We start from the raw sequence: 24,262 nt of genomic DNA on the forward strand, positions 1-24,262 counted from the left end.
TCGTTTCGAAGCAGCGCGGCCACCCCGCGGCCTATCCAGCCGGCGATTTTGGGAGGCACAAAAAAAGAGGGCTGAAGCCCTCTTTCCTTGTCCCGGAAAGCGGCGCGATCAGTATACGCGCGGCTTGGGCTTCACATATTCGGCCTCGTCGGTGAGCGTATATTCATGCACCGGGCGATAATCGATCGTGACCGCGCCCTTGTCGAACCAGGTGATCGTATGCTTCATCCATTCCGCATCGTCGCGGTTCGGATAATCCTCGTGCATATGCGCGCCGCGGCTTTCCTTGCGGTTGGCGGCCGAGTGCATCGTCACCACCGCCTGCGGCAGCATATTGTCGAGTTCAAGTGTCTCGATCAGGTCGGTGTTCCAGATCAGCGACCGATCGGTGACGCCAACGTCCTGCAGCTCGGCATAGACATTGTCGATCAGGCCCAAGCCCTCGCGCAGCAGTTCGGTGTCGCGGAACACGGCGCAGTGCTTCTGCATGGTATGCTGCATGTTGAGGCGGATCTTCGCCGTGGGCGTCCCACCCTTCGCGTTGCGATAATGATCGAGCCGGCCAAGCGCCTTGTCATCGGCCTCGGCAACCACAGCGCCGTGCTTGCTGTTGGGCTTGATCAGCTCGGCCAGGCGGAAACCGGTGGCACGGCCGAAAACGACAAGATCGATCAGCGAGTTGGAACCCAGGCGGTTTGCGCCATGAACCGAGACGCACGCCGCCTCGCCGACTGCGAACAGGCCGGGGACGACCGTGTCGGGATTGCCGTCCTTCAGGGTCACGACCTCGCCATGATAGTTACACGGCACGCCGCCCATATTGTAGTGGACGGTCGGCGTCACCGGCAGCGGCTGGCGAGTCAGATCGACATTGGCGAAGATCTTGCCGGTCTCGGTGATACCCGGAAGCCGCTCCGCCAGCACCTTGGGATCGATATGATCGAGGTGCAGGTAGATATGATCGCCGTTCTTGCCGACGCCGCGGCCTTCGCGCATCTCCATCGCCATCGAACGCGACACCACGTCGCGGCTGGCGAGATCCTTGGCGGACGGCGCATAGCGCTCCATGAAGCGCTCACCCTGCGAGTTGGTTAGATAGCCGCCCTCGCCTCGCGCGCCCTCGGTGATGAGCACGCCCGCACCGTAGATACCGGTCGGATGGAACTGGACGAATTCCATATCCTGCAGCGGCAGGCCCGCGCGCAGCACCATGCCGCCGCCGTCGCCGGTGCAGGTGTGCGCCGACGTTGCCGAGAAATAGGTGCGGCCCGAACCGCCGGTGGCGAGCACCACGGCATGGCTGCGGAAGCGATGAATCGATCCATCTTCCATGCACAGCGCAATCACGCCCTTGCACTCGCCGCCCTCCATGATGAGGTCGAGCGCGAAATATTCAATGTAGAAGTCGGCGTCATACTTCAGGCTCTGCTGGTAGAGCGCATGCAGCATGGCGTGGCCGGTGCGGTCGGCGGCAGCGCAGGTCCGCTGCACTGGCGGCCCCGCGCCCATATTCTGCATATGGCCACCGAACGGGCGCTGATAGATCTTGCCTTCGTTGGTCCGACTGAACGGCACGCCGGCATGTTCAAGCTCGATCACCGCGGCGGGCGCTTCGCGCACCATATATTCGATCGCGTCCTGGTCGCCCAGCCAGTCAGACCCCTTGACGGTGTCGTACATATGCCAGGTCCAGTGATCCGGACCCATGTTGCCGAGCGAGGCGGCGATGCCACCCTGCGCCGCGACGGTGTGGCTGCGCGTCGGGAACACCTTCGTGATGCAGGCGGTCTTGAGACCGGCACCGGCAGCGCCCATGGTGGCGCGCAGGCCCGATCCGCCTGCGCCGACGACCACCGCATCATAGAGGTGGTCAATGATTTTGTAAGCCGAGCCGGCTGGAGAATTAGGCATCAGGCGGGCACTCCCCCGAATGCGATCTTGAGGATCGAGAAAATCGACAGCGCAGCGCCTGCGATCGCATAGAAATTGAGCAACAGCACGAAGAAGATCTTGCCCCCCTCTTCATGCACATAGTCCTCCATGATCACCTGCAAGCCGAGCCGCAGATGATAGAAGACGGATATGGTCATCAGGATCAGCGGCACCGCGACGATCGGCGCACCGATCCACTGCACCATCGCGGCATGCTCATAGGACGGCAGCCGGAACAGCGAGAAGACAAACCAGGTGACGAGCAGCAGGTTACTGACTGCCGTCACCCGCTGCCGCCACCAGTGCATCGAACCATGTTTGGCCGAGCCGAGGCCGCGGACGCGGCCGATACCCGTTCCCGAACCCATTATAGCGCTCCCGTAGCTGGGCGAGCCAGGATCACGCCCCAAATCAGCAGCGTGACGAGAATGGATCCCGCCATGGTCGCAATCGCGGCCATCTTGTTCGTTTTCAGTTCATAGCCCGCGCCGACATCCATCACGAAGTGGCGCAGCCCCGAGAACATGTGCTGGAAGAACGCCCAGGTCAGCCCGATCGCGACCAGATATCCGAGCGGGGATGTCGCCGCCCACAGGAAAGTGGCGTAGGCCTCTGGCCCGCTCGCAGCGGAAACCAGCCACCAGATGAAGCCGAGTCCGGCCACTATGGCCATCCCGGCACCGGTGGCGCGGTGAAGAATCGAGACCAGCATGTGCGGGCCCCACTTCCAAATGGTGAGGTGTGGCGATAGCGGACGCCCTGGATTGCGCGACATGATGCCCTCCCTCTGTCGACGGCCCGTTCTTAGCCTATGCGCCACGCCATGCAAGGCGCTTGGCAGCCTTCGATCGCAATAAGCCCCCTGATTTACGAGCAGCCTAAACGGGGTGTTTACCATTGCCGTCTAAAACTGCGCTGGTTCGCCGAAACACAAGGACTGCGCAGAAGCCATGATGAACGCTCATGAGGTGGAGGCGATCGGCCTTACCGATCAGGAAATCGCCCGCAGGTTGGCGATCTACGATCCCAATGACACGCTCGACGCGCGCCTCAAGGCGATCGGCGCGAAAATCGGCGGCGTCATGGACATCCTCCGCCCGGTCTATGAAGCGAAGCTCGCGTTGACGGGACAGCACAGTTCTGTCGCCACGCTTGTCGCCATCTGGCAATCGGTGCTGACCGAGGGGCTTTCGCTATCCCATCTGCGCGCGTCGATCGAAAGCGCATCCCGACAGGTTACCGAGGGGAGCGACCATGTGGCGATCGCGCAGCTGAGGACAGAGGCGGTCTCGGCCCTGTGCAGTTCCATCATCGAGCGGTTCGTCGGCGAGCCCGGTTTCGTATCGGACAGCTGCCAGGCGCTGCTGACGATCAATTCGATCTTCTACGATCTCACCTTCACCGTCGCGGGGGCGCATAATCGTGCGGCGCGACACAAGGGCCTCGTCGACCAGGGACGCGAGTTTCGCACCAACATCTCCGAGACTCTGACCCGAGCTCTGGGCGATTCGCGGGGGCTGCGCGAACGGACGGGCCATACGTCGCATGCCGCCCGCGGCATGCTCGGCAAGACATCCGAAGTGGCCGCTGCCGCCGAGCAGTCCGCCCTCGCGATGCGCGAAGCCGCGCACACCGCGGCCGGGCTGATCCGAGCGATCGAGGAAAGCCGTTCCGAAGTCGAAGTTGCCGCTCAGATAGCTACGCGCGCCGCGGACCGCTCGATCCACGCCGTCGCGATCTCCGAAGTCCTGTCGGAACATGCTCAGGCGATCGAATCGATCCTCGGCCTGATCCGCGACATCGCCGGCCAGACCAACCTCCTCGCGCTCAACGCGACCATTGAGGCAGCCCGGGCCGGCGACGCCGGCCGCGGCTTCGCTGTCGTCGCACAAGAGGTGAAGAGCCTCGCGAGCCAGACCGCCCGCGCCACCGACGACATTGCGGCCAAGATCGCCGCGATCCAGGCCGCGACCCGCCAGACCGTGGAGGCCAACGGAGCGATCCGCGACATTGTCGGCGAAGTCCAGACCTCGGCCGAACGCATCCGGCTGACCATGGAAACCCAGGCGCAGACGGTTACCATGATCACCGCCGCCGTCGACGAGACAGCTTTGGCGGCCGACACGATGTCGACCACGATCTCCGCCATCCGCGTCGACACAGAGAATGTCGCCGGTGAGATCGACCATCTCGAGGCAAGCTTCCGCCGGGTGGACGGCGAGCTTTCCAAGCTGGAGACGATCACCGGCGAGTTCGTGAACCGCATCGCCGCCTAATCGCGACCGCGCAGCCCACATTCGCGCCACTCCTAGACCTTTCGGATCAGCCTGAATCAGCCTGATCCGAAAGGTCTAAACCATTGACAGAGCATGATTCACGCTTTCGGCGGAAGCGCCACGCGCTTCCACCTCAAACGGTCATGCCCTAATCGCGGAGCGATGCCGGCACCTTGCCGCCATTTTCGGCGAGTTTTCTCATGACGGCCTTGTGCAGCGCGATGTTCTGCGCGGCCGTGCCATCGGCACCGGCATGGACGTCGAGCTCGGCGGCAAGCTCCCTGCGAGCCCCCAGGCTTGAATCGAGATCGAGCAGTTGGAGCAGGTCGACGATCGATTGCCGCCAGTTGCTCTGGCGGTCCTTCGCCGCCGCGATCTGGGTCAGCACCGCCTCGACATCGACCGGCTGCGCGGGCGCAGGTGCCCCAGCCGCCGGCGTCGCTGCCGCGGGAGGCGCTACCGCAGGACGCGGCGTTGCGGCAGGCCGTGGAGCTGCAGGTGCCGCTTGCGCGGGAGTCTTGGCCTGGGCTTCGTGGTGGCCGAATATCTTGCCGATTATGTTGCCGAATATGCTCATGTCGCTCTCCTGACGCAAATCGGCAGAACGTGTGAGCCCAGGCGCGTATCCCCATGAAGACGGAAGCCGCGCCATCTCGTGGAGATAGCGCGGCATGTTCGGTCAATTCGGGATGCTAGGCAGATCAGGCAGGCTGGGGATCGGCCCAGCCGCTCGAGCCGCTGCCCGGCCGCTTGCTCTTGGGGATCGAAGATCCACCGGTGCCGAGCGCGGCAGGATTACGGGAGTTGCCGTCATCACGGCCGATATCCTCGCCCTTGATGACGCGCTTGGCTTCCTCGCCCGATAGCGTCTCATATTCGAGCAGCGCCGAACCCAGCCGGTGGAGCTGATCGAGATTGTCGGTCAGGACCTTGCGGGCGGTGTGCTCGGCTTCCTCGATCAGGCGGCGGACCTCCTGGTCGATCATCTGGGCGGTGGCCTCCGACACACTCTGATTGCGTGACACCGAATGGCCGAGGAACACCTCGTCCTGGTTGTCGCGGTAGCGCAGCCAGCCGAGTTTTTCAGACATGCCATATTCCATCACCATCGAGCGGGCCATGTCGGTGGCCTGCTGGATGTCGTTGGAGGCACCGGTGTTGAGTTCGTCATTGCCGTAGATGATCTGCTCGGCGATGCGGCCGCCGAAGCAGAGCGCAAGCCGCGCCTTCATCTGCTTCATCGTCATCGAATAGCGATCGCGCTCGGGCAGGTTCCACGTCACGCCCAGCGCGCGTCCCCGCGGGATGATCGTGACCTTGTGGAGCGGATCGCAGCCGGGAACATGGAGCGAGACGAGGGCGTGGCCCGCCTCATGATAGGCGGTCGCCTTCTTCTCGTCCTCGGTCATGACCATGGACTTCCTCTCGGCGCCCATCATGACCTTGTCCTTGGCTTCCTCGAACTCCTTCATCGCCACGAGGCGCTTGCCCTTGCGCGCGGCAAGCAGTGCGGCCTCGTTTACGAGATTGGCTAAATCGGCACCCGAAAAGCCCGGCGTGCCGCGCGCGATGGTGCGGGCGTTGACGTCGGGCGCCAGCGGCACCTTTTTCATATGGACGGCCAGAATCTTCTCGCGACCCTCGATATCCGGACGTGGGACGACCACCTGACGGTCGAAGCGGCCCGGACGCAGCAACGCAGGATCGAGCACGTCGGGGCGGTTGGTCGCCGCGACGATGATGATGCCCTCATTGGCCTCGAAGCCGTCCATCTCGACCAGCAGCTGGTTCAGCGTCTGCTCGCGCTCGTCATTGCCATTGCCCAGGCCCGCGCCGCGATGGCGTCCGACCGCGTCGATTTCGTCGATGAAGACGATGCAGGGCGCGTTCTTCTTCGCTTGCTCGAACATGTCGCGGACACGGCTGGCGCCGACGCCGACGAACATCTCGACGAAGTCCGAACCCGAAATGGTGAAGAAAGGCACGTTCGCCTCACCGGCGATGGCACGGGCGAGCAGCGTTTTGCCGGTGCCAGGCGAGCCGACCAGCAATGCCCCCTTCGGAATTTTGCCACCAAGACGAGCAAATTTGGTAGGATCCTTCAGGAAATCGACGATCTCCTGCAGTTCCTCGCGAGCCTCGTCGATCCCGGCGACATCGTCGAACGTAACCTTGCCGTGCTTCTCGGTGAGCATGCGCGCGCGCGACTTGCCGAAGCCCATCGCTCCGGAGCCGGCGTTCTTCTGCATCTGGCGCATCACGAAGAAGGCGATGCCCAGGATCAGCAGGAACGGCAGCGACTGATATAGCATGATCATCCAGAAGCTGGTCTGCTCAGCCGGCTTCGCACGGAAGGTGACATTCTTGCTCGCCAGCCGCTGGATCAGCATCGGATCATTGGGCGCATTCGTGGAGAAGGCGCTGCCGTTGGTATATTTGCCGTTGATGACGCCTTCGCCGATATCGGCTTCGCGCACCGTGCCTTCATCGACACGCGCGAGAAACTCGGAATAGGCGATCTGGTCGCCGGCGGCACCGCGCGACGAACTCTCGAACATCGATACGAAGACGACCAGGGCCAAGAGGATGCCCATCCAAATAGCGAGGCTCTTCATCCAGGGATTGGGCTGCTTCGGCTCTTTATCGTCACTCATGCGTCTGTTCCGCCTTTCACGGGCCAAGATAGGCACCGTCGAATTAATAACAATGGAACAGACCGCCAAAGCCCGCGCTTTCAGCGTCGCGGGCGCGCTTTTTCGATCAGGATGCGACGCCCGGGCGACAAGGTCAGTCGGCCAACGCTCGCATTCAGCCCCGCGTCGAGCCGCACCATCGCGGTCTCCAAGGTGGGGCCATCCACCGGCGAATCGGCATCGCCGATCAGCCGCGACAATATCCGACGCCGCGCCTCGCGCGGCAAGCCCTCCAAATCGACGGCCACCCGCCCCTCTTCAAGCCGATCGACCCGCGAACGGATCCCCTCTCCCGCAAGCCAATCGAGCGCCGCATCGGCGTCGGCAAGATGTGCCGCAGCTGCGGCCAGCCGCAGCGGATCGAGCTGATCGCCCGCGGTCGCCAGCAGGATGCGGACCTGGGTGCGATCATAATGCGGGTCGGCGTTGCTCGGGTCGGTCACAGTCTCAATATCTGCGACAATGGCGGCCAGATCAGCGCGTCGCCAGCCGAGGAGCGGGCGAACGAGCAGGACGCCGCCAAGATCGCGGCGTTGGCGGATGCCGGAGAGCCCGGACAATCCGGCGCCGCGGGCGAGGCGCATCAGCAGCGTCTCGGCCTGATCATCGGCATGGTGGGCGGTGAGGAGCGCGCCCAGATCATGATCGCGGGCCCAGCCGGCAAGCGCCTCATATCGGGCGCGGCGCGCCGCAGCCTGAACGCTGGCCTCCCCCCCAACAGTCACGCTGAGCATATGATGCGCGACGCCCAGCGCGACGCAGGCACGAGCGACGAGATGCGCCTCGGCAGCGGCCTCGGGCCGCAGGCCGTGGTCGACCGTTGCGGCCTGGATGCGGCCCGGAAAAGCAGCGGCGGCGAGGTACAGGAGCGCCATGCTGTCCGGCCCCCCGGAAACAGCGAGCCCCAGCCTGATGTCATCCGATTGCAGCAGGCGCGCGAGATCGTTCCGGAAGCGTTCGACCAGGGACGGAGTGGCCGACCCTTCGCACGGCAACGAACCAGAAACCGATCCTGCTACCCCATCCTTATTGGCACTTGGCATCGGCCTTTCCCTTGGCGACGAGGTCGGCAAGTCCGCCGGTCACCTTGTCGGGATATTTGGCCATGAGCACCTCATAGGCCTGACAGGCCTTGTCGGGCAGAGGCGGTTTCCGCTTCATCAGAGCCTGTGCCATATAGACGTAGCTGTGCGGAGCACGCTCGCCGGCCTCATCCTTCGTGTTGTCGAAAAACTCCCGGATCGCCTCATTATACTGGCCATTGTCGAGATAGGCGCGACCGGCGAGATTGCGGGCATAGCTGGCATATTTGTGCTTCGGATATTTGGCGACCATCGCCTTCAGCGCGGCGACGGCCTCGGGATATTTCTTCTGCTCCCACAGCGCATAGCCGGCCATGTAAGCGTCCTTGCCCGGATCGCCGCTCGGGGCAGCCGCTGCCGCCGCGGGTGCGGGCGCAGCGGCGCTCGTACCGCCGGCCGGCGCCTTGGTTGCGGGCGGCACGACATATGGCAGGGTTGCGCTCGCCGCGCCGCCGGCGACCGGGGCGCCACCCTTGCCTTCGAGCGCGTTGAGGCGGAACTCCGCATCGCCCTTCATCCTGGCGAACTGATCCTCGAGCTTGCGCAGATTATAGCTGTTCTGCTCGACCTGGCCGGTCAAGCCGGCAAGCGCCCTTTCGAGGGCATCGACGCGGCGCGAGAGATCGGCAACTGGCGTCTCCGCAGGCGCGCCGGCCGGCGCAGGCGCCGGTGTCTCCGCCTTTATCTCCGGTTCGAAATATTGCTGCGCGCCGCCGGGAAAGACCTTGCGCTGCACGGCCTTCATTTCCTTCTCGAGCTTGCCGACACGGCCCTCGATCGGCAGCTGCGGTTCGGCGGCCAGCAACGGGAAAGACGTGCCGGACAGAAGCAGGAGGGCGACGATCGCCTTCTTCATGATGGTGGATCTCCGTGGGATCGGTTCGATAGCATGATGCAGCGCGAGTACAGCCCGGATCAAGGCTAAGGAAGCTGATTGGAGTCGCTTATAGGCCGAGCCGGGTCCGGACGGCTACCCGTCGGATCATCGCCCGGCGGCACAGGCCGCACAAGGCGGCGCGCCGGCGCGCCGACGGTCGCGGCAGCGGGGACTTCGGCCGCTGCATTGCTTGCGGAGACGACACCATCCTGGGGACCGGCTGGCGGCGTGGTGGCGATCGCCACCAGCGCGTCGCGCTTCAGGCTATAGTCGCGCACGATCCGGTCCGGCGCGCCGACCGGCGGCAGTGCCGTTTCGCCTATCAGCACCTTCACCGACTGGGGCCGGCCGGTACGCAGGATCGCATCGACGGCGGTGTCCGGAATTGCGACGCTCTGCCCGGCCTTCAGCACGTCCATATAATAGATCTTGCTGCCGTCACGTTCGGATATCTTCAGCCAGACATCCTCGGCAGCGGCGATGCTGATGGGACCGCTAGGCGCCGCAGGTTGGACCGGAAGGCTGGTCGGCGGCGGCGCGACGGGTCGTGGCACGACCGGACGTGCGTCCGGCACGGTATCGGCAGCAAGCTTGGCCAAGTCGCTATTGTCGCCCTCGAAGCGAAGCAGGAGATAGCCCATGCCGAGAAGCAAGGCGACGCCTAGCGCGATCATGGCAAGCAGTCGCGACGGCACCCGGGAGGGATCGACCGGCTCATAAGCCTCCGGCTCGAAATAGGCGCGGCGCGCGTCGCCGATCTCGTCGCGAAACGCCCGCGAAAGCGCCTGGCCATCAAGCCCCAGCATCGTTGCATAGCTTTTGACGAAGCCGGCCGAATAGGGAATGGCAGGGAGCCCACCGTGATCGCCGCTCTCGATCGCTAGGAGATGACGCAACGGAATGCGGGTGCGTGCGGCAACCTCGCTCAGTTCGAGCTTCTGGCGCAACCGCTCGGCAGCGAGTTGCTCACCCACATTCTGTGGGAACAAGCCCCGTTCGTCCGCGCTTTCGCCCATCGAGCTCTCCTTCACGCTTCGGCACGATCACGCAAGCGACCAAACATCGGCCCGCAAACGCGCCATCGGCGTCACCATCCCCCTGGCGACGCACGGTTTGCCGCGCAAATCAGGTGATCGCAACCCCATTGCGTTCGGCCCAGCCGGTCAGGTCATCACGAAGGCTGCGCGAAGGACGCGCGAGGAAGCCATCCATCTCCGCTCGCAGTGCCGCGGCGTCCAGCGAGCGGATCATCGCCTTGACCGGTCCAATCGCCGCCGGCGTGATCGAAAGCCGATCGATGCCGATACCGATCAGGGCCATCGCTTCCAGCGGACGACCACCCATTTCCCCGCAGACGCCGATCGGAACGCCAGCGGCGCGGGTCTGCTTCGCCACGCGGGCGATGAAGCGCAGAATCGCAGGGCTCAGCCAGTCATAGCGCTCTGCCAGCTTCGGGTTCGAGCGATCCGCGGCGAACAGGAACTGGGTCAGGTCGTTGGTGCCGATCGACAGGAAATCGAGTCGCGGCAGGATCATGTCGAGACTCTCGGCAAGCGCCGGCACTTCCAGCATCGTTCCGTAGCGGATGATGTTGGGCACCGCACGATTGCGATCGTGGATCCATTTGCGCTGGGCTTCGAACAGGGCAACCGCCTCGTCATACTCCCACGGCTCCGACACCATGGGGAACATGACGTTGAGCGTGCGTCCCGCTGCCGCCTCCAGCAGCGCGCGCGCCTGCACCTTCATCAATGCGTCGCGTTCCAGCGCGAGGCGGATCGCGCGCCAGCCGAGCGCCGGGTTCTCCTCGGACGCGTCGCCATCGGTGTTCATATAGGGAAGCGCCTTGTCGCCGCCGATGTCGACGGTGCGGAACACCACCGGCCGGTCGCCGGCGGCGTCGAGCACTTCCTTGTACAGCCGCTGCTGGCGCTCGCGCTGCGGCAGCGTTGCCGAAACGAGGAACTGGAACTCAGTACGGAAGAGGCCGACGCCATCGGCGCCGGTGACGTCCAGAGCCGCCATGTCGTCGCGCAGGCCAGCATTGACCATCAATTCCAGGCGCAGCCCGTCCTTCGTCTGGGCAGGCAGGTCGCGCATCGCGGCGAATTCCGCGCGGCGTTTCTGCCCCACCATCATTCTCGCCTCGAACGCCTCGTCCATCGTCGGGTTGGGGCGCACCACGACCGATCCCATGGTTCCGTCCAGCAGCATCGGATCGCCCTCGGCGACAAGGCGGCGGATATCCTTGACGCGGCCAAGCACCGGTACGCCCATGGCGCGGGCGACGATCGTGACATGCGCGGTGAGGGAACCCTCTTCGAGCACGACCCCCTTCAGGCGCCGACGATCATATTCGAGCAGTTCGGCAGGGCCGAGATTGCGCGCAACAAGGATGGAATCCTGCCGAAGCCCTAGTTGCGCCGCGGTCCCGAGCTGCCCGGACACGATTCGCAGCAACCGGTTCGACAGGTCCTCGAGGTCGTGCATGCGATCGGCGAGCAGCGGATCGCCAATCTCCCGCATCCGCATGCGGGTTCGCTGCTGGACGCGCTCGATCGCCGCTTCGGCGGTCAGGCCGCTTTCGATGGCCTCATTGATGCGGCGTATCCAACCCTCGTCATAGGCGAACATCTTGTACATCGCGAGGATGTCCTGATGCTCGCCGGCGACGCCGAAGTCGGCCTCCCTCGTCATCCGCTCGATCTGGTCGCGCATTTTCGCGAAGGCCGATTTGACGCGGTGCCGCTCGACTTCGATGTCCTCGGCGACGGTATGCTCGATCTCGACCCGCGGCTGGTGATAGACCGCCCTGCCCCGAGCCATGCCCTCGACAAGCTTGAGTCCCGCCAGCCGAACCGGGCCGGTGTCGCGGGTGCCGATCGCTCCGGTGCTGCTGTCATCGATCAGCCCGGCGCCGGCGATCAGTTCGGCCAGCACCATGGCGACGGTCTGCAGCGCCTCGATCTCCACTTCGTCGAACTTGCGCTGTTCGCGATGCTGCACGGCGAGGACGCCCACGGCCTGTTCACGTCGTACGATCGGCACGCCTGCAAAGCTGTGGAACAGCTCCTCGCCCGTTTCCGGCTTGTAGGCGAAATCAGGATGGCTGGTGGCTTCGTCGAGATTGAGCGTCTCAACATCCTCCGCAATCGTGCCGACCAGTCCCTCGCCAAGCGCCATCTTGGTGACGTGGACAGCTTCCTGCTTCAGGCCGCGGGTTGCGAACAGCTCGAGGACGCCGTCGCGCAACAGGTAGATCGAGCAGACTTCGGTGCCCAGCGCCTCGCCAATGATCTGCACCACCCGGTTGAGCTTCGCCTGGGCAGCCGAGCGCGACGCCATAACATCGTGCAGGCGGGTCAGAATTTCGCGCGCAGCGGAGGTTGCGGTCAGCGGTGCCATCATGGCCCGCTATCAGAAAGCGAGTGCGGTTTCCAATGATGGAATCTGCCGGGGTGCCGACGCACCCCCGAGATCCATCAGGCGGCGCGCCGCTCCAGCGCCGTCGCCGCCTCTTCGAGCAGCGTCGCCACGATTTCCGAAAGCGGTTCCTCCTTCGTCACCATGCCGACCGACTGGCCCGCCATCAGCGAACCATGTTCCACATCGCCTTCGATAACCGCGCGGCGCAAGGCGCCAGCCCAATAATGCTCGATCTGAAGCTGGGCCTCCATCATCTCGACTTTGCCCTCGTCGAGCAGCTGCGCAACCTCGCGCTGCTTGGCGGTGAACAGCTCGCTCGACGCGTTCTTGAGCGCGCGAACGGGGATCACCGGCAACCGCGGATCGATCTGGACGCTGGCGACGGCGTCCCGCGCTGAAGCGCGGATGAAGGCCTTCTTGAAATTGGGATGCGCGATCGACTCATGGGCACAGACGAAACGAGTGCCAAGCTGGACGCCCGCAGCGCCCATTTCGAGATAGCCCGCAATCGCCTCGCCGCGGCCGATGCCGCCTGCAACGAAGACCGGCAGCTGATCGGCGATGGTCGGCAGGATTTCCTGCGCGAGTACCGAGGTAGAGACCGGGCCGATATGGCCGCCGGCTTCCATCCCCTCGACGACCAGCGCGTCCACACCAGAACGGATCAGTTTCTTCGCCAGCGCGAGCGCTGGGGCGAAGCAGATCACTTTGGCGCCCGACGCTTTGATCTTCTCGATCGCCCCGCCCGGCGGCAGGCCGCCGGCGAGCACGACATGGCTAACCTGATGCCGCGCGCAGACATCGATCAGCGCATCAAGATCGGGATGCATGGTGATGAGGTTTACGCCGAACGGCTTGGCGGTCAGCGTCTTGGTCCCGGCGATCTCGGCATCGAGCAACGCCGGAGTCATCGCCCCGCAGGCAATGACGCCGAAGCAGCCCGCATTGGACATGGCGGCAACGAGGTTGCGCTCGGACACCCAACTCATCGCCCCGGCGAGGATCGCATGCTCACAGCCGAAAAAGGCCGCACCGCGCGCCATCAACGAGGAAAGGCGCCCGTGACCGGTCAAGCGGCATCCTCCGCATCGAGGCCATAGGCGGTGTGAAGGACGCGAACCGCGAGCTCGGTGTAGTCCTCATGGATCAGCACCGAGACCTTGATCTCCGAGGTGGTGATCGCGAGCACGTTTATTCCGCGCGCGGCGAGGGCACTGAACATCTTCGATGCGACGCCCGCATGGCTGCGCATGCCGACGCCGACCACCGAAATCTTGGCGACGCTGGCGTCGTGGATCAACCGCTCATAGCCGATCGCGCCGCGCTCGCGCTCGAGAACGTCGAGGGAACGGGCGAGTTCGGCGGATGGCACAGTGAAGGTGACGTCGGTGGAGCCGCTGTCATGCGCGACATTCTGGACGATCATGTCGACATTGATGCTGGCGTCGGCGAGCGGCGCGAAGATCGAGGCGACTGCACCCGGGCGATCCGGCACCGCGATCAGCGTGACCTTGGTTTCGTTCTTGTCATAGGCGATGCCGGTGATGAGCTGACGTTCCATGGCGCTTCCTTCAAGTTCTTCCTCGCCGACGATCATCGTGCCGGGGGTGGGATTATCTGTCGGCTGGTCGAACGAAGAGAGCACCTGGACGCGCACCTTCTCCTTCATCGCCAGGCCTACCGAGCGGGTCTGCAACACCTTGGCGCCGACCGAGGCGAGCTCGAGCATTTCCTCATAGGTGACCTTGGCGAGCTTGCGCGCCTTGGGCACGATGCGCGGGTCGGTCGTGTAGACGCCATCGACATCGGTATAGATGTCGCAGCGATCCGCCTTCATCGCCGCAGCGACCGCCACCGCGGAGGTGTCCGACCCGCCGCGGCCCAGCGTGGTGATCCGTTCGTCCTCGGTGAGGCCCTGGAAGCCGGGGATCACCGCCACCTCGCCCGCCGCCATCGCCAGGCCGATCGCCTCCGAATTGATCACCTCGATTCGGGCGGAGGCGTGGGCGTCGCTGGTGCGGATCGGCAGCTGCCAGCCCAGCCAGCTGCGGGCATTGACGCCCAGCGACTGGAGCACGATCGCCAACAGTCCGCTGGTCACCTGCTCGCCGGACGACACCACCACGTCATATTCGCGCGGATCGTATAGCGGGGACGCCTCGCGGCAGAAATTCACCAGCCGATCGGTTTCGCCCGACATCGCGGAAACAACGACGGCCACTTCGTTGCCGAGATCGACCTCATGCTTGACGCGGCTCGCCACGTTGCGAATTCGCTCGATCCCCGCCATCGAGGTTCCGCCGAATTTCATAACGATGCGCGCCATGTGGAAAGTCTGTCCTCAGCAGGGCCCGAAAGGCCGGAAAAGCCCTTGGGTTCGAGGGCGCGGTCCTGATAGAGAGGGGCCGCAATGAACGCAAGCGCACAACAGAACGGCTCGATCGTCGCGGATGAAGCCGCCCATTTCGGCAAATTGGCGGTCGACTGGTGGGATCCGAAGGGATCCTCGGCGATGCTGCACAAGCTCAACCCACCACGGCTCCGCCACATCAGGGCAACGATCGATGCGCATTGGGGAAGCGACCCCGCAGCCTTGAAGCCGCTTGCCGGCCGCAGCGCGGTCGATGTCGGATGCGGCGCGGGGTTGCTCGCCGAGCCGCTGGCGCGGCTAGGCGCCAGGGTTACGGCGATCGATGCAGCCCCCGAGAATGTCATGGTGGCCAGGGCTCATGCGGAGCGGCAGGGTCTCGCGATCGACTATCGCATCGGCGGCGTCGAAGGGCTGGTCGGCGAGACGTTCGATCTGGTCACCTCGATGGAGGTGATCGAGCATGTCGCCGATCCCGCGGCCTTCGTCAAAGGACTGGCCGCGCTGCTCGCGCCGGGCGGGATCATGATCCTGTCGACGCCGAACCGAACCCCGCTCTCGAGGATGGCGATGATCCAGGCCGGGGAAGGCCTGGGCCTCGTCCCCAAGGGCACCCATGACTGGAACAAGTTCCTAACCCCCGACGAGCTGACGAGCCATCTCGAGGAGGCCGGGCTGCATGTCGTCGAACGCATGGGCCTGAGCTTTTCGCCTGCGAAGGGTTTTCACCTCAGCGATAACCTGACTCTCGATTACTTCCTGACCGCGGTCCGGTGATCGCGTTCGCCGACCATTTTTCGTCGCATGCCGCCGCCTATGCCGCCCACCGGCCGCGACTGGCCGAGACCTGGGGCGAACCGGCTTCCTTCCGGACGATCCGCTGGCCACTCACGATCCTCCCCGGCCGAAACTGACGAAAGCGCCATGACCAACGCCATCCCAGCCGCCACCCTGATCCTGCTGCGCGACGTGCCCGGCGGTGCGCCCGAAATACCGATGGTAGGACGAGGCGCGCACCTGGCCTTCGCAGCCAGCCGAATGGTCTTTCCGGGCGGGCGGGTGGACTCGGACGACTATCTGCTTGCGACGCGCGCGGATCTGCTCGTCGGTGGCGAGGCGATCGATCCCGACGACCTCGCCCATCGGATCGCGGCGGTCCGCGAGACGATCGAGGAGATCGGCCTTGCGCCGGGCATCGACGACCTGCGCGATGTCGAAACGCTCGGTGCGATCCGTGCCGAGCTCCATGCAGGGCAGCCGTTGAGCGGGAGTCTCGCGCAACGATCGCTGCGCATCGACCCCCGTGCCATCCATCCCTTCGCGCGGTGGCGTCCGGACCATGCGATGTCGCGGCGGTTCGACACCCGCTTCTACATCGCGCGCGCACCCGCGATCGGCGAGGCGATGGCGGATGGCGTGGAAAGCAGCCACTGCGTCTGGGGCACCGCCGAAGCGCATCTCGCTTCGGGAAGCCTGATCTTCCCGACGATGTGCAACCTGGAGCGAATCGCGCTCGCCGAGGACTTCGACAACGCCGTCGAACTCACCCGCCGGCATAGCGTCGAGGTGATCACGCCCTGGATCGAACGGCGGGACGAGATCGACTGGCTGTGCATCCCCGAAGGGCTGGGATATCCGGTGACGACTCAGTCGCTCAGCAGGGCGGATCGCGGATCCGGCCCGAGCAGGCCAGCGATGACGGACAGCCCAGGATAGGCCACGTACACGGTGCTGCCCGGGGCGATGTCGATAGCGATAGCGGCAGCCCCCTCGACGATGATGGCGTCGCCAAGCGCAGCGGGCTTGCCGTCCAGAACGACCTGCCCCTCGACCGGGAGCACCCAGACGGTAGCGGCACCCGCGGCGATCAGAAAGTTTCCGCCCATCGTCCAGCGCTCGAGGACGAATTTCTGCCGCTCGGCCAGGATGATGCGGCCAGGGCTGATCTCCCGCGGCGCCGGATTGCCCGCGAAAGGACCGAAGTCTGACACCGACATCGCCTCGTCGAGATGCAGTTCCCGGTCCGAGCCATAATCGTAGAAACGGTAAGTGAGGTCGAGATTCTGCTGGATCTCGACGACCCTGAGGCCCTTGCCGATCGCGTGGATGGTGCCCGCGGGCGAATAGATGACCTCGCCGGCCGTGACCGGCTTCCAGTGAAGCATCTGCTCGATCGAGCCGTCGAGCGCCGCCGCCCGCACGCTATCCCCGTCCATCTTCCCGGTCAGGCCCAGCGCGATCGTCGAATCGGGTTCGGCCGACAGGATGATCCACGCCTCGTCCTTGCCGCGCGGGAAGCCGCAGGCCTGGGCGGCGGCATCATCGGGATGGACCTGGACCGAGAGGCGTTCGCTGGTGAACAGATATTTGACGAGCAGTTCGCGCGGCGTGCCGGCCGGATCGTCGTACCAGATTTCGCCGATCGCCGGCCGGTCGGCGGGCTGGTCCTCGAACAGCGGGGCGAGATCGTGGCGACCCCAGGGCTTTTCGACACGGTGGTTGGTGAGCTTAATGGCCGGCAATATCATTCTCCCCGCAGCCGTCGGCACAATTTGGGATGCGAGGATTTGTTCCGCATGTCCAACCGAAAAGCCCGGGATTTCGCCCGCGATGACCCGCCGCGTCGCGCGCGGCGACGGTCATTTCGAGCAGGCCGCCTCAGTTGGGAAGGCGGACTTCGACCTTGTCGACCCACTCCGGATAGAAGACCGGCTCGCGGTTCGACCAGCCCGGCGCGGTCGCCGCGGCCTCGCTGATCGACTGCAGCAGGACGCGCCGCTTCTCGGGATGGAGATGGGGCAGCGCCGCGGCCGCGCAGAAGGCGCCGGGAAGCCACGGCCGCACATTCGCGCCGATCAGCCGCTCGTAGAGGAAGCGATAGGCGCCGAAGCTGATGAGGCGATCCTGGCCGAGATCGAAAGCCGAAATCGTCACCAGCGGCGCGAGGAACGGCTCGACGGCGTCGAGGCCGCTGTCGTCGGGGACGAGATCGCGGATATGATCGAGGCGATGATAGATCCGCGCCTGCGCCATGATGCTGGCCGACTCGATGACATCGCGCGACCAGCGCGTGAGTGCATCGTCGCGGCCGAGCCCTATGTCGAGTGACCGGCGGATGTATCGCTGCGTGGCGGCCGGGAAGCTGGCGAACTCTTTCATTTCCGCCAGCGTCATTGCGCCGTCTGCAGGTTTCATATGCGTGCCCATACCAAACCCCCTTCAAATGGAAGCCTAGTCAGGGATCATGCACCCATATGGTTTATGGACGCTTAAGCCCTTTGAAGGCCTCTGTTCAGGATCGGAACATTTTTCTTGCTGCAATGCAACAAAGAATAAGGCGTAAGGGTTCCGAGCAGCCGATTATTCTGTGGATAAATGCCTACTCCCATTGCGCCCCGCCGCAGCGGCGCGGCGTGCAGCAGAGCGCTCGAGGCATTCGCCTCTCCTCATTCGCGCCCCTCATTCGCCTCCCTTCATGCGGGCCTTCTCGGCCTCGACGTCATAGCCGGAGGATGGCGCCGGATCCTTGCCCTTGCCCGGCTGGGTGTTGGACGGCGGATCGGAGGTGGGAAAGCTCTCGTCCAGCGCGACATCGAGCTTGGCATCCTCGTCGCCTGGATTGCGCGCCAGCTTGGGATCTTCCGACGCGTCATGGGCGGTGCGGATATGCGGCGTCGTCCTGTCCTTGCCGGATATGTCGGTGTCGGTCGATATGTCGGTGGTCATGCCCTGGCTCCTTCGCAGGTATCGGACTTCACCAACGTCCCGCGATGAGCGCTGTTCCGGGCTGGAATCGGTGCTAGAAAGCTGAACTTTCGATGAACGCCATGGCCGGTTCGACCAACGCCACCGGGCGGCAGCAGCATACTTACATGCGTGAATATATATAGGATGCATGACTTTGAACTCTGAAGGTCCGCGCGGTTCGACCGTGAGCCCGCGCGTGGCGCTGCTGTCGATCCTGTGCTTCTGGCTGGTCTATTTCGCGGTCGCCACGGTCCGGTCGCTGATGATCGACTGGGGTCACCAGACCGAGATGCTCGCGGCGCGCGCCTTCGTGACCGCCGGCTCGATGGTCGCGACCTATATCGTCTATCTCGCCATGCGGCCGCTGGCCGGCAAGTCGCTCGTCGCCAATGTCACCGCGGTCGCGCTGCTCGCGATCCCGGCGGCGGTGGCCTACAGCTCGATGAACTGGATGGCGTTCCGGCAGGTCGACAAGCAGATCGAGGCCGAGAAGGCGCGCGACGCCGCGATGTTCAAGACGACGATCACCGACCGCAGCGTCGCGGAGGCGCGCCGGCAGGCGCAGATCGCGATCGCCGCCGCCCGCGACGCCATCCGCGAGGCCTCCGAACAGGCGCAGGACGCCGCCGAGGCCAAGGCCGAGGCGCAGCGCGAGGCCGCCGCGGCGAAGCAGGAGATCGCGCGGAAAAAGGTCGAGATGCAGCGCGAGAAGGTCGCCGCGCAGCCTGGCTGGAGCGAGGACAGGGCCGCCGCGCTGCGCGAGGCCGAGGAGGCGAAGCGCGAAGCTGCCCGCGAAGCCTATCAGGCGCAGCAGGAGGCCTATCAGGAGCGGCGCGAAGCCTATCGCGAAGCCTATGACAGCTACAGGGAAAGCATAGCGGAAGCGCGCGCCGCGGCCGAGGAAGCCAAGCGGCACGGCGTCAACATCGACATAGGCAGCATCGTGGCGAGCATTCCCCCGCCGCCCACGCCCCCCGCCCCGCCGGCCCCGCCCGGCGCCGGCACGCCCGGCTGGCCCTTCAAGCCCGCATCCCCGGCTCCCGCAGCGCCGGCGGAGCCCGCGCCGAAAGCCGTGTCCGCTCCGAAGGCCGCGCCCGCCCCGGCCCCGCCGAAGCCGATCGTGGTCCCGACCCCGGTGATCAGCGAACCGACGCCCGGCACGGTGATGATCCAGGTCGGCGAGCCGCCGGACAAGCACAAGGACCTGTCCGTCATGGGGCAGATCGGCGACCAGGCGCTCAACGGCTATTTCTTCTTCGCGGCGTGGGGCGCGCTGTTCCTGGCGCTGTCCTATGCCGCGGCGGTCCGCGCCGCCGAGCGCGAGGCGGCGGGCTACCGCGCCGCGGCCCGCGACGCCGAGCTGCGCGCGCTGCGCTACCAGGTCAACCCGCACTTCCTGTTCAACACGCTCAACTCGCTGTCGACGCTGATCCTCAAGGACCGGCGCGACGACGCGGAGTCGATGATCCTCAACCTGTCGACCTTCTTCCGGACCAGCCTCACCGCCGACCCGACCGAGGATGTCGTCCTGTCCGAGGAAATCCGGCTGCAGCGGCTCTATCTCGACATCGAGGCGGTGCGCTTTCCGGAGCGGCTGATCGTCGACATCAGCGTGCCGCCGGCGCTGGCCAATGCCTGCGTGCCCTGCCTGATCCTGCAGCCGCTGGTCGAGAATGCGATCAAATATGGCGTGTCGCGGGCCAAGCGCCCTGTGACGATCCGGATCGGCGCGCGCGAGGATTCGCTTGGGCTGGTGCTCACCGTCGAGGATGACGGCGAGCCGCTGGGCGAGGATGCGAAGCTGCGCGGCGCCGGCGTCGGCCTGAAGAACGTGACCGACCGGCTCAAGGCGCGCTTCGGCGACGAGGCCGCCTGCCGCTATGGTCCGCTGGCCAATGGTGGTTTTGGCGTGACGCTTTTCATGCCATTGATCAGGCATGGTATCTGACTCGCCGATAAGAACTGACTCGCCGATAAGAACGCTGGTCGTCGACGATGAGCCGCTCGCGATCGAGCGGCTCCAGATCCTGTGCGCGCGCGAGCCGATGATCGACCTGGTCGGCACCGCCTCGGACGGCGAAGCGGCGCTGCGGCTGCTCGAGGCGCTCGAGCCCGAGATGCTGCTGCTCGACATCGCCATGCCGGGGCTGGACGGCATCGGCGTCGCCAGGGCGATCGACCAGCTAGCCAAGAAGCCCGCCATCGTCTTCTGCACCGCCTTCGACCAATATGCGGTGGCCGCCTTCGACCTGGCGGCGACCGACTATCTGCTGAAGCCGGTCGCGCAGGACCGGCTCGGCCGCGCGGTGGGGCGCGTGGTCGAGCGGCGGCGGGCGCCGGCGGAGGAGGCCGAGACGTCCGAGCATGCCCAGGAATTCTGGGTGCCGCACCGCTCGGAGATGATCCGCATCGCCGCGCAGGACATCGACCGGATCGAGGCCGAGCGCGACTATATGCGGCTCCATGTCGGCACGCGCAGCTTCCTGCTGCACCAGACCATCAGCGAGCTGGAGCGGCGGCTCGACCCCGCCCAGTTCATCCGCCTCCACCGCTCGACGATCGTGCGGCGCGACCGGATCGCCAAGCTCAGCCATGACGGCATGGGCGTGTGGCACGCGGTGATGACCGACGAGGAGCGCATCCGGATCGGCCGGACCTACCTGCCGGCGGCACGGACGCTGATGGGGCGGTGAAGCCCGTTTCATATCGATCGCCCCGCTCCGTTCGCTTTCCAGACACCCGCTCACCCTGAGGTGCCACTGAGCTTGCCGAAGCGGCGCATCGAAGGGCCCCGCGCAGGCTCGACCGACAGCCGGTAGCCGAGCGCCGTCATCACCCGGGCCAGCGTATCGAGCGTCGGATTGCCGTCCGGCCCAAGCGCGCGATAGAGCTGCTGGCGCTTCATGCCCGTCGCGGCCGCCAGCCCGGACATGCCCCGCGCCCGCGCGACCAGCCCGAGCGCGCCGGCGATCGTGCCGGCATGGCCGCTCGCGAGCGCATCGTTCAGCACCTCCCGCTGCACCGCCTCGCTCTCGAACAAGGCGGCAAGGTCGACGGGAAAGCTGTCGAGCCCCATCCCCGTCAGGCGACCGCGCCGGAGGGCAGATCGTCAACATGAAAGTGACATCTTCCCGGGTGCATGGGGTTGTTCGCTCGTTTTTTCATTTTTTGTTTCTTGCCCACCTTCCGCTGCGGGCGCGCACGCCCGGTTTTTCCAGGGCGAGCGGTAGCAAAAAGGGGCCGAACAAGCAAGAACATATCAAGAACATAGAATAGATGAGTTAGCCGTGTGCCCTGTAAAAATTGCGCTGCCGGATTGCCTTGACGAGCTTTGTATACCTGCGGCAGCTCGGGTGCACCTTGCACTCGACAGCAAAATTGGGCCAACTCCTGGTTGGCAGGCTCTCGGCATGTATCATCCCGTAAAACAAGGTGTGACTGTACGCGCTATCAGGCACTTATCGCTGAGCCCCCGATGCTCATGCCATCGAGTGTGATGCTCAAAAGAGCCTGATGCTCTGCGGTCGATGCCGTCTTCGCGAGCGACGTGGACGCCGTGATGGCAAATCGGATGAAACTGGCGGTGGGAAATTCGGTCGACCTGAGATACATCGCGCAAAAGGGAGCATGGGCCGTGAGGCGGTAGGGGGCTGATTGAGCAAGACGATACATCCATTCCCAGCGAGAATGGCACCTGGACTTGCCCTTGATAGTCTTTCCTCACTGAAGGAAGGTAGCATTGTGCTCGACCCCATGAGCGGATCGGGCACTGTGGTTCGGCAGGCGATCGATCTGGGGCTCAATGCCCAAGGGTTCGACCTTGATCCCCTGGCAGTGTTGATGTCGAGGGTGTGGACTACACCCGTTTCCGACCACAAGATTAAGGCCGCCTACGGCGACCTGATGGCGCGCGCCTCCTTCGAGGCTGATTGGTCCGAACTGGACTGGATCAACCGAGATGACGAGACCAGAAAATTTGTCGAGTACTGGTTCGAGGAACCTCAGCTATCTGACTTGATGCGGCTGGCATCCGCGCTGGCCTCAATGGCAGCAGAAGGAATTTCTGAGCAGGAAAGCGCGGCGGTCGATATTTTGCGACTTAATCTCAGCCGAATTATCGTGACTAAGGAGCAGGCCGCCTCTCTTGCCCGTGATACATCGCATAGTCGTCCGCACCGAGTTCCGAGGGCATCGAAGTACGATGTTTTTACCGGGTATGATCGGTCGCTTATCACTTTGCGACGCCGCCTCATGGAAGCCCCGCCGCAGGGGGGAGCGTCGATCGGTTTGGGCGATGCGAGAAAACTCATATACGTAGCCGACAAATCGATTGATGCCGTCGTTACGTCGCCACCATATCTTAACGCAATTGATTATCTGCGCGGCCACAGGATGGCCCTTGTATGGCTGGGTTGGACCATTTCACAACTTCGTTCAATTCGCTCAACCAGTATTGGAGCTGAGCGCAGTATTGATGCAGGGGCGGCAACGGAGATAACCGCTGCGATTGTCAATGCTATTGTATCGGACCCTGGGCTTCATAGCCGTCACCGGAACATGATCGAGCGCTATGCCAACGACCTCTGGCACATGGTTTCCGAAATCGTGAGAGTCCTAAAAAGTGGTAGCCGAGCGACATTTGTTGTCGGCAATTCGTGCTTGAAAGGGACATTCATTAAGAACGCGGAAGGGGTCGCAATGGCTGCGACAATGCTCGGCATGTGCGAAATTGCACGCTCGGAACGCGATCTGCCTGCTGCAAGCCGTTATCTCCCGACGACTGGAGTATCGCTTGCCAAACGAATGAGGACAGAAACTGTTCTGACGTTCGCCGCCTGCTGAATTTCTACGCGACTTTCAATTTTCGGTCAGGTTGCAATCGATCCAGCAGCACGTCCAAGCCGTTTGGCTTTTTATGCGAAAGGGCACCTTTCGCGCCAGAAACTGTGAACGATTTTCCCCGAGGTCTGTCGATCCTTATCCATGCCTGACCGGAATCTCCCGCATCGAGGATCGAAACCAGCTCCTCGATTGTCAGGCAGGCCATGCCCATCATACTGCCGACGAACACCACGAAAACGTCGGTGCATCGTGTTCTTAAGTCCAGCAGCTCTATGACGTTTGGCTTCGTGAACGTGAACGCCCAAGGGCGAAGTCGTTGGGTGGAATGTTTGATTTGAACCCCGATTTGGCCGTTGAGAACATATGACGAAAGACGGCCGCTCTCATCCAGTTCGTCAATCGAAACCGGGGAGGAGAGTTCGTGGACGATCTCGGCCAGAACGGCTCCATGATATAGTTTGTATTCTGCAATCACTTCGCGTTATTCTTTATAAATTGGATCGATCCTTCAAATTTATAGAGTAGCCGAGCCTTTCCTTCGGAATTGCAGAGTATAAGGATATGGTGTGTCGCATTTGGAAAGCGAACTCGCTGCGACTTACCAAAAAAGCCGCGCTTACGAGAAATCGCTGATTTATCGATGTCCGGACCGTCTGCATATCCCGATATATCCGCAACCGGATGAACCCCGATTGATGACGACGTTTTTGACGTTCGGCGAATGTATCGCAGCAGGTATTCTGGAAATGCTGCCTTTCCTACGAGTTCGGAAAGCTCATCTAGCTTTTCAAATGCGTCTGTGTTTTTGCCGATAACAGCATCTATGGCCGAATCGTAGTCGAATAGGGCAAACGACATTTCGCCACGATCAAGATCGACTGTGGACATGTCGATGCTAGAGCTTGCTGCAGCGGAAATGCGTTGATCGCTTAGCCACACGAGAGAGCCCAAGCCCTCCTTAATAGCCGCCAGAGCCAACCTATGRAAAACAAAGCAGCGATGCCAATCTAAATATAGAC

General features: G+C 63.9%; 23 protein-coding genes. 6 read left to right on the forward strand and 17 right to left on the reverse strand.

The genetic code is table 11. The annotated features are described in order from the left end of the window. Positions 1-108 precede the first annotated feature (108 nt). From sdhA to sdhC, 3 genes are read right to left on the reverse strand one after another with little or no spacing between them, the layout of a single operon-like run. The gene (gene sdhA / locus AC1DPF_RS10845; RefSeq protein WP_477867613.1) at positions 109-1,911 is read right to left on the reverse strand and encodes a succinate dehydrogenase flavoprotein subunit; all 1,803 of its coding nucleotides are present in this window, start codon (positions 1,909-1,911) and stop codon (positions 109-111) included. Beyond that, on the reverse strand, positions 1,911-2,300 hold the full coding sequence (gene sdhD, locus AC1DPF_RS10850; protein ID WP_477867615.1) for a succinate dehydrogenase, hydrophobic membrane anchor protein: 390 nt from the start codon (positions 2,298-2,300) through the stop codon (positions 1,911-1,913). The genes sdhA and sdhD overlap by 1 nt, the downstream gene beginning before the upstream one ends. Then, entirely contained in the window at positions 2,300-2,707 is a 408-nt protein-coding gene (gene sdhC / locus AC1DPF_RS10855; RefSeq protein WP_477867617.1) for a succinate dehydrogenase, cytochrome b556 subunit, read from the reverse strand. The genes sdhD and sdhC overlap by 1 nt, the downstream gene beginning before the upstream one ends. 175 nt (positions 2,708-2,882) lie before the next feature. On the opposite strand from sdhC, the gene AC1DPF_RS10860 reads away from it, so the two are divergent. Then, entirely contained in the window at positions 2,883-4,208 is a 1,326-nt protein-coding gene (locus AC1DPF_RS10860; protein ID WP_477867619.1) for a methyl-accepting chemotaxis protein, read from the forward strand. A gap of 148 nt (positions 4,209-4,356) precedes the next feature. On the opposite strand, the gene AC1DPF_RS10865 is transcribed toward AC1DPF_RS10860, so the two are convergent. From AC1DPF_RS10865 to AC1DPF_RS10900, 8 genes are all read right to left on the reverse strand, one after another. Next, positions 4,357-4,785, reverse strand: a complete 429-nt coding sequence (locus AC1DPF_RS10865; RefSeq protein WP_477867621.1) for a DUF3597 domain-containing protein — start codon at positions 4,783-4,785, stop codon at positions 4,357-4,359. A gap of 124 nt (positions 4,786-4,909) precedes the next feature. After that, positions 4,910-6,862 (reverse strand): ATP-dependent zinc metalloprotease FtsH, encoded by a 1,953-nt coding sequence (gene ftsH / locus AC1DPF_RS10870; RefSeq protein WP_477867623.1) that lies wholly within the window; start codon positions 6,860-6,862, stop codon positions 4,910-4,912. Positions 6,863-6,942: 80 nt separating this feature from the next. Then, positions 6,943-7,944, reverse strand: coding sequence for a tRNA lysidine(34) synthetase TilS (gene tilS, locus AC1DPF_RS10875; RefSeq protein ID WP_477961215.1), 1,002 nt, complete (start codon positions 7,942-7,944; stop codon positions 6,943-6,945). Continuing rightward, a complete protein-coding gene (locus AC1DPF_RS10880) occupies positions 7,928-8,839 on the reverse strand; it encodes a tetratricopeptide repeat protein (RefSeq protein ID WP_477867627.1) in 912 nt (303 codons plus the stop codon). The genes tilS and AC1DPF_RS10880 overlap by 17 nt, the downstream gene beginning before the upstream one ends. Positions 8,840-8,904: 65 nt before the next feature. Continuing rightward, positions 8,905-9,876, reverse strand: coding sequence for a RodZ domain-containing protein (locus AC1DPF_RS10885; RefSeq protein WP_477867629.1), 972 nt, complete (start codon positions 9,874-9,876; stop codon positions 8,905-8,907). A gap of 109 nt (positions 9,877-9,985) precedes the next feature. Then, positions 9,986-12,265 (reverse strand): phosphoenolpyruvate--protein phosphotransferase, encoded by a 2,280-nt coding sequence (ptsP, locus tag AC1DPF_RS10890; protein ID WP_477867733.1) that lies wholly within the window; start codon positions 12,263-12,265, stop codon positions 9,986-9,988. 77 nt (positions 12,266-12,342) lie between these two features. Continuing rightward, complete coding sequence (locus tag AC1DPF_RS10895; protein ID WP_477961241.1) at positions 12,343-13,329, reverse strand: NAD(P)H-dependent flavin oxidoreductase; 987 nt, start codon at positions 13,327-13,329, stop codon at positions 12,343-12,345. Between the two features lie 26 nt (positions 13,330-13,355). Then, a complete protein-coding gene (locus AC1DPF_RS10900; protein WP_477867633.1) occupies positions 13,356-14,612 on the reverse strand; it encodes an aspartate kinase in 1,257 nt (418 codons plus the stop codon). A gap of 84 nt (positions 14,613-14,696) precedes the next feature. On the opposite strand from AC1DPF_RS10900, the gene ubiG reads away from it, so the two are divergent. Together ubiG and AC1DPF_RS10910 are read left to right on the forward strand one after the other, a co-directional pair. Continuing rightward, the gene (gene ubiG / locus AC1DPF_RS10905; RefSeq protein WP_477961217.1) at positions 14,697-15,431 is read left to right on the forward strand and encodes a bifunctional 2-polyprenyl-6-hydroxyphenol methylase/3-demethylubiquinol 3-O-methyltransferase UbiG; all 735 of its coding nucleotides are present in this window, start codon (positions 14,697-14,699) and stop codon (positions 15,429-15,431) included. Between the two features lie 147 nt (positions 15,432-15,578). Then, positions 15,579-16,370 carry an NUDIX hydrolase gene (locus AC1DPF_RS10910; protein WP_477961219.1) on the forward strand — a complete coding sequence of 264 codons (792 nt, stop codon included), beginning with the start codon at positions 15,579-15,581 and terminating at the stop codon, positions 16,368-16,370. On the opposite strand, the gene AC1DPF_RS10915 is transcribed toward AC1DPF_RS10910, so the two are convergent. The 3 genes from AC1DPF_RS10915 to AC1DPF_RS10925 all read right to left on the reverse strand — a co-directional run bounded on the left by AC1DPF_RS10915 (position 16,301) and on the right by AC1DPF_RS10925 (position 18,380). After that, positions 16,301-17,176 (reverse strand): class I mannose-6-phosphate isomerase, encoded by an 876-nt coding sequence (locus AC1DPF_RS10915; RefSeq protein WP_477961221.1) that lies wholly within the window; start codon positions 17,174-17,176, stop codon positions 16,301-16,303. The two genes, AC1DPF_RS10910 and AC1DPF_RS10915, sit on opposite strands and share 70 nt — an antisense overlap. Positions 17,177-17,312: 136 nt before the next feature. Further along, positions 17,313-17,861: a hypothetical protein gene (locus tag AC1DPF_RS10920; RefSeq protein WP_477867641.1), complete on the reverse strand. Its 549-nt coding sequence runs from the start codon at positions 17,859-17,861 to the stop codon at positions 17,313-17,315. Between the two features lie 252 nt (positions 17,862-18,113). Further along, positions 18,114-18,380, reverse strand: coding sequence for a hypothetical protein (locus AC1DPF_RS10925; RefSeq protein ID WP_477867643.1), 267 nt, complete (start codon positions 18,378-18,380; stop codon positions 18,114-18,116). A 205-nt stretch (positions 18,381-18,585) separates the two neighbouring features. Here AC1DPF_RS10925 and AC1DPF_RS10930 point away from each other — a divergent pair, with 205 nt between their 5' ends. Both AC1DPF_RS10930 and AC1DPF_RS10935 read left to right on the forward strand, forming a co-directional pair. After that, positions 18,586-20,349: a sensor histidine kinase gene (locus AC1DPF_RS10930; RefSeq protein WP_477961222.1), complete on the forward strand. Its 1,764-nt coding sequence runs from the start codon at positions 18,586-18,588 to the stop codon at positions 20,347-20,349. Continuing rightward, positions 20,339-21,094 (forward strand): LytR/AlgR family response regulator transcription factor, encoded by a 756-nt coding sequence (locus tag AC1DPF_RS10935; protein ID WP_477961225.1) that lies wholly within the window; start codon positions 20,339-20,341, stop codon positions 21,092-21,094. Before AC1DPF_RS10930 ends, AC1DPF_RS10935 begins: the two co-directional genes overlap by 11 nt. Positions 21,095-21,144: 50 nt before the next feature. On the opposite strand, the gene AC1DPF_RS10940 is transcribed toward AC1DPF_RS10935, so the two are convergent. Then, a complete protein-coding gene (locus tag AC1DPF_RS10940) occupies positions 21,145-21,477 on the reverse strand; it encodes an addiction module antidote protein (protein WP_477961227.1) in 333 nt (110 codons plus the stop codon). A gap of 611 nt (positions 21,478-22,088) precedes the next feature. On the opposite strand from AC1DPF_RS10940, the gene AC1DPF_RS10945 reads away from it, so the two are divergent. Next, positions 22,089-23,243, forward strand: a complete 1,155-nt coding sequence (locus tag AC1DPF_RS10945) for a hypothetical protein (RefSeq protein ID WP_477961229.1) — start codon at positions 22,089-22,091, stop codon at positions 23,241-23,243. 4 nt (positions 23,244-23,247) lie between these two features. Here the strand turns inward: AC1DPF_RS10945 and AC1DPF_RS10950 are convergent, their stop codons facing one another. Both AC1DPF_RS10950 and AC1DPF_RS10955 read right to left on the reverse strand, forming a co-directional pair. Beyond that, entirely contained in the window at positions 23,248-23,718 is a 471-nt protein-coding gene (locus AC1DPF_RS10950; RefSeq protein ID WP_477961231.1) for a hypothetical protein, read from the reverse strand. Further along, positions 23,715-24,262: hypothetical protein (locus AC1DPF_RS10955; RefSeq protein ID WP_477961233.1), on the reverse strand; the 548-nt coding region annotated here is incomplete at its 5' end. The genes AC1DPF_RS10955 and AC1DPF_RS10950, both read right to left, overlap by 4 nt.

The sequence above is a fragment of the Rhizorhabdus sp. P4_G6 genome (genome assembly GCF_056401045.1).